Origin of the sequence: Actinoallomurus spadix (genome assembly GCF_024055725.1) — a bacterium.
In the GTDB taxonomy this organism is placed as follows: domain Bacteria; phylum Actinomycetota; class Actinomycetes; order Streptosporangiales; family Streptosporangiaceae; genus Actinoallomurus; species Actinoallomurus spadix.
In genome coordinates, this window is the sequence record NZ_JAMXMX010000047.1 from 17,489 (window position 1) to 28,447 (window position 10,959).

8 protein-coding genes are annotated in these 10,959 nt (G+C 71.8%); 2 read left to right on the top strand and 6 right to left on the bottom strand.

The genetic code is table 11. The features are described 5' to 3' along the window. Positions 1 to 240: 240 nt before the first annotated feature. Together NE235_RS36150 and NE235_RS36155 are read right to left on the bottom strand one after the other, a co-directional pair. Positions 241 to 1,467, bottom strand: coding sequence for a PP2C family protein-serine/threonine phosphatase (locus tag NE235_RS36150; RefSeq protein WP_252811255.1), 1,227 nt, complete (start codon positions 1,465 to 1,467; stop codon positions 241 to 243). A gap of 286 nt (positions 1,468 to 1,753) precedes the next feature. Next, complete coding sequence (locus NE235_RS36155) at positions 1,754 to 4,177, bottom strand: endonuclease/exonuclease/phosphatase family protein (protein WP_252811256.1); 2,424 nt, start codon at positions 4,175 to 4,177, stop codon at positions 1,754 to 1,756. Between the two features lie 285 nt (positions 4,178 to 4,462). Here NE235_RS36155 and NE235_RS36160 point away from each other — a divergent pair, with 285 nt between their 5' ends. After that, positions 4,463 to 5,668 (top strand): hypothetical protein, encoded by a 1,206-nt coding sequence (locus NE235_RS36160; RefSeq protein ID WP_252811257.1) that lies wholly within the window; start codon positions 4,463 to 4,465, stop codon positions 5,666 to 5,668. A gap of 76 nt (positions 5,669 to 5,744) precedes the next feature. Here the strand turns inward: NE235_RS36160 and NE235_RS36165 are convergent, their stop codons facing one another. The 4 genes from NE235_RS36165 to NE235_RS36185 all read right to left on the bottom strand — a co-directional run bounded on the left by NE235_RS36165 (position 5,745) and on the right by NE235_RS36185 (position 9,577). Continuing rightward, positions 5,745 to 5,918 (bottom strand): hypothetical protein, encoded by a 174-nt coding sequence (locus tag NE235_RS36165; RefSeq protein WP_252811268.1) that lies wholly within the window; start codon positions 5,916 to 5,918, stop codon positions 5,745 to 5,747. 1,021 nt (positions 5,919 to 6,939) lie between these two features. Next, complete coding sequence (locus tag NE235_RS36175; RefSeq protein ID WP_252811259.1) at positions 6,940 to 8,676, bottom strand: hypothetical protein; 1,737 nt, start codon at positions 8,674 to 8,676, stop codon at positions 6,940 to 6,942. A 252-nt stretch (positions 8,677 to 8,928) separates the two neighbouring features. Further along, the gene (locus NE235_RS36180; RefSeq protein ID WP_252811261.1) at positions 8,929 to 9,117 is read right to left on the bottom strand and encodes a hypothetical protein; all 189 of its coding nucleotides are present in this window, start codon (positions 9,115 to 9,117) and stop codon (positions 8,929 to 8,931) included. A 28-nt stretch (positions 9,118 to 9,145) separates the two neighbouring features. Then, positions 9,146 to 9,577: a ChaB family protein gene (locus NE235_RS36185; protein WP_252811263.1), complete on the bottom strand. Its 432-nt coding sequence runs from the start codon at positions 9,575 to 9,577 to the stop codon at positions 9,146 to 9,148. A 184-nt stretch (positions 9,578 to 9,761) separates the two neighbouring features. On the opposite strand from NE235_RS36185, the gene qcrB reads away from it, so the two are divergent. Continuing rightward, the coding region (gene qcrB / locus NE235_RS36190; RefSeq protein ID WP_252811265.1) for a cytochrome bc1 complex cytochrome b subunit at positions 9,762 to 10,959 on the top strand (1,198 nt) is incomplete at its 3' end.

Genomic DNA, 10,959 nt, shown 5'->3' on the forward strand with positions numbered 1-10,959 from the left:
CTCCGCCCGCCCAACGGGCCTGGGGACAGCCCCCGGTCCGATCGGGTGGCCCACGGTAGGGCCATCGCCGCCGCCGGCCGCGACGCTTGCGCGGGACACCCCTTCTCCGATCGGAGGACCGATGCGTCGCTCCACGCCGCGTCCGCGGTCCGTACCTGGGCCGTGCCCGCGCGCGGGGCGGGCCACCGGCGCGCCATCACGGCGCCTTCGATCTCCCGGCCGGCGCCCTGACGGGACGTCTCAGGCGGCGGCGCGCCGCAACGCGAGGAGCGCGACGTCGTCCTGCATCGGCTCGCGGCCGACGAGCGCCGCCATGACCGCCGCGCAGACCGCTTCGGGATGGTCGGCGCGCACGGCGTCGCACAGCCGGCCGATGCCGTCGTCGATGGAGTCGTGGCGTCGTTCGACGAGCCCGTCGGTGTAGACGCACAACAGCGCGCCGGGCGGGATCTCGACCGTGGACGTGCGGCGCTTCACCGTGGTGTCGGCGCCGATCACCAGGCCGGAGGGGATCTGTGGTTCCAGCGACACGGCCGGGCTCCCCGGCAAGGCGAGCACGGGGGGCAGGTGGCCGGCCGAGGACACCCTGGCCGACCCCAGGTCCGGGTCGCAGATCGCGTACAGGACGGTCGCCATGGCCCCGGGCTCGAAGTGCTGCATCTTGCGGTCGAGCTTGTGCAGCACCGTCGCCGGGTCGTCCGACTCGAGGGCATAGGAGCGGAGCGCACTGCGCATCCGGCCCATGATGACCGCCGCCTGCAGGCCGTGCCCGGCGACGTCTCCCATCACCAGGCCAAGCTCACCGGACGGAAGCGTGAACACGTCGTACCAGTCGCCGCCCACGCTCGCCCGTCCCGGGCTGTACCGTACGGCCATCTCGACGCCGTCCACCTCCGGCAGCGCGGCCGGGACCAGGCTCCGCTGCAGTTCGCGGGCGGCCATCTGCTCGGTCTCCGACAACAGCGACCGCGCGGCGAGGGCGATGCGGTCGGCCGCCATCCGCAGGAACTCCACCTGCTCACCGGTGAAGCGGTGGGCCCGGATGGTGCCCACGTGCAGGACGCCCAGCAGCGCGCCGCCACTCACCAGCGGAACACCGAGCAGCGAGTGCAGTCCCTTGTCCATGAGCAGCGGATTGACGATGTCCGCCGTACGGACGTCATCGATGATCACTGGCTCTCGTCGTTGGGCGACCCGCCCGGCGAAACCCTTGCCGACCGGCACTCTGACGGCCTGGTAGACCTCCTCCTCGATGCCCTGGGCGGCGGTCGCGATGAGCTGCCGGCCCGACGGGTCGAGCAGGAGGACGACCGCGGTGTCGGCTTCGAGGATCTCGCGCACCCGCACCAGGAGTTCTCGCAGGACGTCGTCGACGCTCATATGCGCGAGCGCCGCGTCGGTGATCGCCTTGATGTGGGCGAGCTTCACCTCCGCGGTGCTCGGCGGGGCGTCGGGGCGGGGGGCCATGCCCGTCAGAGTAATGCCCCTTACGACGTGCTTCTCCGCACACCTGATCGGCGAGGGAACCTCACCCAGGGCGTCCCGCACGTGCACGGATCCGCCGTGCGCCCCGCCTTTCACCGCCCCCGGCCCGGGCGCGGGGCGCTCTACCACCCCACCGCGGTCGCGCGTATCGGTTCTGCTCGGCCGTGCCGGGCTCCCGGATCCGCGGCACGGCCGTGACCCGCGCGGAGGCGTGGATCACGGCCGTGGACGGCGGTACGGATCAGGCCGGGCGGTCAGGCCGGGCGGGTCAGCCCTTCGGCCGGAGCCGGACGACCTGCGGGTCGTGGTCGCTGGTCTGGCCGGCGAACTCGGCGTTGATGTGCACGACGTCGTAGTCGGCGCCGCCGCTCACGCGCGGGCTGGTCAGGATGTGATCCAGCACCTGCGAGTTGCCGTCGTAGACGTAGCTGTACCGTTCCGGAAGCGGCAGGTCGCCGATCAGGTCGTGCAGCACGTCACCGGCGGTGAGCGTCTGCAGGGCCGGGGAGAACTGGTAGTCGTTGAAGTCCCCGACGACCACCACGTTCGCCTTGCGGTCGGCCTTCAACAGGTCCTCGACGAACCCGTGCACCACCGCGGCCTGCCGTCTCCGCTGTACCTCGGACGACCGGGCCGGCGGCTGGAACCGGCTGTGCAGGCTCTGGTCCCCGCCCTTGGAGTTGAAGTGGTCGGCGACCACGATCACCCGGTGCCCGTGGAACTCGAACATGCCGGCCAGGGGCTTGCGGCTGTCGGTCCAGGCCGCGTTCGCCGGGTCGACGCGTCCGGGCGACACCGACAGCCCGGCGTCGCCGTGGTCGGCGACGACCCGCACCGGGGTGGTCGAGTCCCCGCCGGGACGGTCGATGAAGGACACCCGGTCCGGGTTGAACAGGAACGCCACCCGGATGTTGCCGCCCGGCTGGCCGCCGTCGGAGTCGTTGACCGGGTCGATCTCCCGCCACTGGTAGCGAGGGCCGCCCGCGGCGACGATCGCGTCGACGAACCTACCGAGCGTGACGTCCGCCGCGACCGTGCCGTCGTCGGCCGCGCCGCTGTTGTCCTGGATCTCCTCCAAGGCGACGATGTCGGGCGTCGCCAGGTTGTGCACCACGCCCTCGGCCAGCCGGCCGAACTTCGACGGGGCGTCGCCCGGCGCGAGGTTCTCCACGTTGTACGTGGCGACCGCGAGCTCCTTGTTCTCCTGCCGGCGCGTGACCTCCGGGGTGAGACCGCCGTCGCGCAGGGCGCCCAGGGCGGTGGCCTGCATCTCGTACCCGCCGTAGCCGACGTAGTCCAGCGGGCCCTCGGTCGTGCCGGTCAGCTCGTCACCGACGTTCGCCTGCGGGAAGGAGCCGGGGAGCAGCGAGGTGATCTCCAGCCGCCCGCTGTTCGGGTCGTCGTAGGAGGAGTACAGGACCCCGCCGTGGACGCTGCGGTGGTCCGCCGGTCGCGTGGTGACCCACAGCTCGCCGTACTCGTTGGCCGGCGCGATCACCGGCGCGTCGTCGACCCGTACGCGCATGCCCTCCAGCGACTCGAACCGGTCGAGCGCGTAGGCGGACGGCTGGAGCGCGAGCGGCTCGATGCCGCCCCCGCCCGCGTCCGGTGTGTACGCCGCGGGGACGGTGTCCGGGCCGAGGGCGAACGCGGCCGGGAGCGGGTCGCCGGAGGAGAGCACCGTCCACTTCGGCTTGGTCAGCTCGGTGACCGACTGGTTGCCGCTCGACGCGCCGCCGGGGTAGTACTCACTGACCGTGCCGGAGACCAGCACCGAGTCGCCCGGGTTGACGGCCGGTGTGCTGGATCCGGTGAAGGCGAAGAGCCCCTCGCTCGTACGCGGGTCGTCGTCCGGCTGCGGGTCCTGGAACCAGAACCCGCGCGACGAGCCGGTCGCCCGGACCCCGGTGACGATCCCCGGGACGTTCGTGACGGACTTCCCGTTGTCCGGGGAGATCCGCGTCGTGCCCTGGATGTCGTGGATCCGTATGCCGCCGGGGGTCGGCGGGTCGGTGGGGGTGGGCGTCGGGGTCGGCGACGGGTCGCCGGACCCTCCGCCGCTGCCGGTGGGCGTCGGCGCCGCCGTGGCGAAGTCGGCGCCGTTGTCGTCGGTGTCGGCGAGGCCGGCCCCGCGGCTCACCGACGTCGTGTTGCTCGCCGCCGGGGCGGAGGCGCCCTCGCGCACCATGGCGCCGCCGAAGCCGACGAGGTCGCGGATCCGTGGATCGGCCGCGCAGTCCGCGGCGGTCAGGCAGGTGAGCGCGTCGGAGCCGGTGACCAGGGCGACGGTGCCCGCCGTCGCGGACATGCTGATCGAGCCGGTGGCGTCCGGCGCGGGCAGGGCGACCGTGCCGCCGCTGCCCTTCGCCTCGGCGACCAGGTAACGCGAACCACCGGGGATGCCGCCGGTCAGCCTCGTCACCTGCCACTTCGAGGTCGGCCCGGGCGAGGCCGGCAGGTACTGCACACTCCAGCCGTCCACGGACACCTGCTGGGAGCCGCGGTTGGCCAGCTCGACGAAGTCCTGGGTGAGGGTGGCGCCGGAGTTGCCGCCGCCCCCGTACACCTCGGCGATCAGCGCGTCGGACGAGGGAGCGGCGCCGGCGGCCCGGGGGACGACCAGGGCGCCGAGCGCCAGCGTGGCGGCGACTGCGCCGAGCGCGCCCGCATGGCGAAGAGGGACAGGAGACACCGGGGTCCTCTCGAAGGAGAGAAAGATCGGACCCGGGCATCCTCGCGGTGGTCGATTAAGACGGGCAGGCGACTTGGTCACGTCTGGATTGCGTAATGATGTGCGCTTTGCCCACCTCGAGAATCGGCGGGTCCTCCCAGAACCCGTCTTGAGACCGCACCGACCATCGCGGGCCGCGCCCCCACGAGCCACCACGGTCGCGTTCCGTGGGCCCGGGGCGGCCCCCGCACGGCAGGACGGCACAATGTTCCGTCGGAGGAATCGGCCGAGGAGGAGGGATCACGCATGGACTGCCCCGCGTGCGGAGGCGAGGTGCCCCCGGGCCGGTCCGCCTGCCCGCGATGCGGCACCCCGCTGCCGCCGGCGGGAGAACGTCCCGGCCCGGGCACGTACTCCGCCGCCGGAACACCGGCCGACTCACCGACCGCGGCGCCGAATCCGGGGACCCAGCCGCTCCCGGCAGTGGACACGGGCGGCGAACGCCCCTGGAACGTACCGCCGGGCCCTCACCCCGTCCCCGGCGAGGGACCTTCCCGGCCGGGCCCCCACCTGGCCCCCGGCGACGAGGGGAACCCGCCCGAGCCCGGTAACGCCACGCAGATCCTGGGCCCGCCGACCGGGGATCCGATGGCGCCCGAAACCCCTCCGGCGAACTGGATTCCCGGGCCTCCGGCGGCCTGGAGTCCCGGTCCCCCGGCGGGGACTCCGACGCCGGCCGACTCTCCTGCCGCCGGCTGGAATTCCGGCGTCGCGGGGACCGGCCCGGCACCGGCCGGGCCGCCCGTCGGGCAGCCCTTCGGCGGCCCGGGGCCAAGCGGCCCTCCGCCCGGATACCCCCCGTACGGCTGGGACCAGGGTGTTCCGCCGGAGATCGGCGGGCCGCCCGGGCAGCCGCCGAACGCGGGCGGAAGCGGGAAGAACCGGAAGATCCTGCTGGCCGGCGGGATCGCCGCGGCGGTCGTGGTCGTCGGCGGTCTCGCCTACGCGCTGACGCAGGGGTCCTCCGGAGGCGGCGGGACGCCCACCGCGCAGCAGACGACCGCGGACACCGCCGCGCAGCAGGCGTCCGCCGTGGAGCAGGTGCTCAAGTCCGGTCAGACGGCGCGCGGGCACCTGCCCGCCCGCCTGCGGACGTGCGACGACGTCTCGGCAGGGGTCGCCGGATTCCAGCAGGTCGTACGGGACCGGCAGCAGGAGCTGTCCCGGACGAAGGCGCTCAAGGTCGACCGGCTGCCGAACGGCACCCGCCTCCGCCAGGCGATGATCTCGGCCTACCAGAGCTCGCTGGAGGCCGATCAGGCGTACCTCGCGTGGGCGAAGAAGGTCCGGGCGCGCGGGTGCGGCGGCCGGATCGCCCCGTTGGTCGCGCCGTACCACGACGCCCTGTCCGCCAACGACAAGGCCGGCCCCGCCAAGCGCCGGGTGGCCGCCCTGTGGAAGCCCATCGCCACCGCGCACGGCCTGCCCGCCTACGCGTGGAACCGCCTCTGAGTCCCGGGCATCGGGAGCCTCGTGATGCCCGGGACCCAGGGTCACGGCGATGGACGACGACCGGCGGCGCGCCGGCCTATCGGTCCAGAATCGCGATCCGATGCTCCCGCGACGGCAGGAGCGCCATGCGGAAGGCGGCGTTGCCGAGATTGATCGGCGCCCCGCATGTCAGCACCGGGTGGATGGGGCAGGCGGACTGGAGGACGTCACCGTTGACACCGCGAACGGTGACGTGCAGGTTGTCGCCCATCCTCGTCACCGTCACGCAACTCGGCACGAAAGCCTGATTCGGCGGGGCGGTGAACACGCCGGTGAAGTCCCGCCAGATGCCGCGCGTTGGATTCGGCGTCAGGGTGACCTGCTGAATGAGGACCCGCCCGGCACGCGTGGTCGTCGCGACGAACTTGGTGTTGCCCTGAACGGTCGAGTCGATGCAGGTACCGGAGGCGCCCGCAGGCCCGGTCGGACCCGTTGGCCCCGTCGGCCCGGTGGGACCACCTCTCGGGCCGGTCGGGCCCGTAGGACCGGTCACGCCACGAGGGCCGGTCGGACCGGTGTTACCGCGAGGACCCGTCGGACCGGTGTTACCGCGAGGCCCCATTGGGCCCGTCGGGCCGGTCGGGCCGCGAAGACCGCGAGGACCGGTCGGGCCTGTCGGACCGGTCGCGCCGGTCGCGCCGGTCGGGCCGGTCTCGCCGCGCCGGCCCCGGTGGCCCTTCCTGCCGTGGCGTCCGCGCGGGCCCTCGGGGCCCTGCGGGCCTTCCGCGCCTTCGATGCCGGGCTGCGCTCGGTCGCCGCCCTTGACGATCGCCTTGGCTCCCCCGTGCCCGATGGCTCCGCCATCGCCGCCGAGGTTCTCCCAGCAGTTGATGTCTTGTTCCTCGCAGAAGTCGCGAGCGGAGAGGTCGACCGACCGCGTCGAGGTCGAACCCGGCATGACGCGCTCGACACCGGCCGATGCCGGCAGCGCCACCGCGACGCCCAGGCCACTGACCACCGCGGCGGTCGCGAGAGGCGCGATACGCGACCGCGTTCCGCCGCGAGCCGCCTCTTGTTTCCCGTAACCAGTCAATTTGGACACCTATAACAAGTCGAGAAGGCTGGATTTCGGATTGACCGAAGATTGCGCGGTGTGAATACCCGGCGACTCACCGCCCGACGCGCGTCAGAGTTAATGACTGAGCAAGACTCATTCCCCCTGCAAAGGCGACCGCCACCTTTGGTCCAGGACCGCACGAATCACGCCTTAGGCGGCGCGTTTCGCGCCGGTTTCACAGGCGCCGCCAGGCGACCCAGTTCCCGGAATCGGTCCAATGAGCCGAGATAGGGACGAAGCCCGGTGGCGCGGCGGGCCAGCTCGCCCGCGGCAGATCGTGCGGGTCCCAGGGGACGATGACCAGAGTTAGATCCTTCGGGAGCGTTCGGGAGTCGAAACGGTCGATCGGCAGCAAATGACTTTGGACCTGGAATGCCAGGGAGACCCAGATCTGCCAGCGCATATCCCGGTAGTCGATTCCGACGCGGTCAGCAGGGCCGAGGACGGCACTGTCCAGGCTGCTCGCCTTGTCGAGGGTGTCCGCCCAGTAGCGGGTGACCCGCCCGATCATCACGGCGACCACGGCGAGATTCACGGCGGCGACGAGGGCGACCAGGACCGGCCCGAGCCTGCGGTTCCTGGCGAGGGCGAGACCCGGCAGGAACACCAGGGCGGCCGCCGTGACCCACCAGAACCTCAGACAGTCCCAGCTCCACGTCAGCACGGTCATCTCGGGGAAGTCGAGGGACAGGAAGAACGCCTGGGTCAGGCGGTTCCCCGCGTGCAGCCACACCACGAGGGCGCAAACGGCCGTCAGAACGGCCGCGGCCGACACCACCGCGGCGACACCGATCCGGGTGGCACGTACGACGCAGGCGGCCCCGGCCAGGAACAGCGCGGGAGCGAGGCAGGTCAGGTACCGGCCGTAGGCAAGGTTCGCGACCGTGCCCTCGTCCGGTGTCGCGGCCGAGGTCGCGAGCGCGATACCCGCCACGCTCACGAGCGTCAGGGCCGCCGCCGTCCGCGTCGCAAGCGGCGTGCTCCGGCGGACCGCGGCCGCCGCGGCGGCCACCAGGCCGACTCCGGCCAGGCCCCAGGTCGAGACGATGAGGTACCAGATCTTCCCCGTGGCCAGTCCGAGCGTCCAGCCCCAGCCGTTCCACGTGGTCAGCCGCCCGGCCAGGAGCGGCCCCAACGGCAGGGCGCCGTCGGGGTAGATCTCCGCGCGTATCCAGGAGTTCAGCGCCCACCCGGCCACCATGCCGGCGGCCAGCACGGCGGCGGGCGCCACGAGCCGGCGCCGGGGAAGGCGGCGGCACAGCAGGAGAACCATCAGGAGGCCCCCGTGCGCGATGACGATGATCAGCCCACGGGTGTGCGCGCTACAGCAGTAGGCGGCCAGCGCGCTCGCGGCGATGCCCCATCCCTGCCCTCGCCGGGCGACCCAGGAGTGGACGCACAGTAGCCAGGTCAGCACCGCCAGCGGAAGGACCGCGTCGCTCAGCGCGTACTGGCCGTAGTAGAGCATCGACGGCAGGGACGCCGTCACCATCGCCAGCGGGAAGGCGCGCCTTCGTGACAGGCCGAGCCGCCGCAGCGCCACGTGGGCGGGCGCCAGCAGGCACGCGCCGAGCACCGCGTTGATCACCAGTGCGATCCGGTAGATCGTCACCGGGTCGTCGCTCAGCCAGTACGCCGGGCACAACAGCAGCGAGTATCCGCCTTGATAAAACGTGCGCCCGGACAGGTCGCTCGACGCGCCCCCGGCCAGCAGCCGCGCCGCCAGGAGATATCCCGTCTCGTCCGGAATCAGAACCGGGAACTTGTGAAGAGCGGCCAGAATGACGCGAATCGCCACCTGCGCCAGCCATCCGCCGCACATCACGACCGGCCACCAGCGCACCCGGCGCCCGGTCCGGCTCGCCCGCGAGCGTACGACTTCTTGCGGTTTCGTATTTCCGAGCAAGCCCATGCCGTCTCCCCCGAAGAACCGGCCCGTCGCGCATCTCGCGCCCGGCCGGCGAGCCTGCGCCGACAGCCAACGACAGCACGTTAATCGGGCGGCGCCTCACCTCCGGGGAGGAGACGAGAAAGCGCGTTCCCACACGACGCAAAGAACCAATGCGGGCGGCCGACGCGGCGGATCCCCGGCGCACATGGGAACCGGCCGCCCCGGGAAGGGACGGCCGGTCTCACGACGGACGGACGCGGTTCGGCGTGGTGGTCACGGGGTGGCTCTGTCGACGGCCTCCCGTGCGCCCAGCCGCTCGATGCGCCGCCGCGCGCGCTCGATGTTCTCCGGTGTGGGGTCCTGGCCCTCGGCCATCGCCAGGTCCTCCGGATCGATCGGCGTCTCGGAACCCGACCTCAGGTTGGGGCGGCGCGGCTCGGGTTCCTCGGTGCGCTCCGACATCGTCGTCTCCTCTCAGCCTTCTCCCGTGTCAGCCCTTCGAGCGGGCCTTCGCCGTCTTGCGGTCGTTGGCCTTCTGGAGGGCGTCGACGAGTTCCTTCTTGCTCATGTTCGAGCGGCCGGAGATGTCCATCCTCTTGGCCAGGTCGTAGAGGTGTTCCTTGGACGCGTTCATGTCGACACCGCCGGCACTCTTGCGCGACGTGTCGCGGCCGCCTTCGGACTGCGGGTCGGAGGGGCCCTTGGCGCCCTTGTCCTTCGGTTCCCAATGGTCACCCACCTTCTCGTGGGTGTGCTTCAGCGCGCCGTACGCGACCCGGTGGGCCCGCTCGCCCTCGCCGTACTCCTCGACGGCCGAGTCGTGGGCCTTGGCGAACGTACGCTGGGCCTTCGCGTCCGATCGCTGGATCGTGCTGGGCAGCTCGCTCTTCTTGGCCGTTCCCTTCTTGGTCGTCTTGGGCATCTCTCGCTCCTTCCGGGACGAAGGTCCGACGCTGTCGGCCATACCCCGAGGTACGTCCTCACACCTGCCGACGAGGGCGTTTCCGCTCACGACCGCGAGCGGAGGGTGTGCCGGCGCCGCGTTACGCCTCCCGCCTCCGGGGTAGGCGCTCGGCCAGGAGATCCAACCCCCCTACGGAGCTCACATGGCGGTGAAGAGACGTACCGCGACCGCGGTCGCGCGGACCGGGCGGGCGACGGACGAGAGGCTCGGCAGCGCGGCGTTCCTCCGGCGGAACATCCGCAAGGCGTTCCCGGAGCACTGGTCGTTCCTGCTGGGCGAGATCGCGCTCTACTGTTTCGTCACCCTGCTCCTCACCGGGGTGTTCCTCACCTTGTTCTTCAAGCCCTCGCAGGAGCAGACGGTCTACACCGGGTCCTACCCGTTCCTGCACGGCGAGAAGGTGAGCGAGGCGTACGCCTCCACCGTGCACATCTCCTTCGACGTACGCGGTGGCCTGCTGGTACGGCAGATCCACCACTGGGCCGCGATGCTGTTCGTCGCCGCGATCTGCGTCCACCTGATGCGGATCTTCTTCACCGGCGCCTTCCGCAAGCCCCGGGAGATCAACTGGGTCATCGGCACGACGCTCTTCGCGCTGGCCGTCGCCGAGGGCTTCGCTGGCTACTCGCTGCCGGACGACCTGCTGTCCGGCACCGGCCTGCGCATCATGCAGGGCATCGTGCTGTCGATCCCACTCGTCGGCACCTACCTGAGCCTCTTCGTCTTCGGCGGGGAGTTCCCCGGGCACGACTTCATCCCCCGGCTGTTCACGGTGCACGTCCTGCTGATCCCCGGCATCCTCCTCGCGCTGATCAGCGCGCATCTGATGATCGTCTGGCATCAGAAGCATACGCAGTGGCCCGGCGAGCGGCAGACCGAGGAGAACGTCGTCGGCGCGCCGACGTACCCGAAGTTCCTCGCGCACACCCTGGCGTTCTTCCTGTACGTCCTGGGCGTACTGGCCCTGCTCGGCACGTGGGCGCAGATCAACCCGATCTGGCTGTACGGCCCCTACCGTCCCGACTCGGACACCTCGGGCGCCCAGCCGGACTGGTACGTCGGGTTCCTCGAAGGCGCCCTGCGCATCACGCCCCGGATCTCCTGGGACCTCGCGGGGCACTCGATCGCCTGGAACGTCTTCCTGCCCGCCGTCGTCCTCCCCGTGTGCTTCTTCACGCTCATCGGGCTGTACCCGTTCTTCGAGCGCTGGGTGATCGGCGACCCGCGACCCCACCACCTGTGCGACCGCCCGCGGAACGCGCCGACCCGTACGGCCCTGGGCGTGGCGGCCATCGTCTGGTACGGGAACCTGTGGGCGGCCGGCGGGAACGACGTCATCG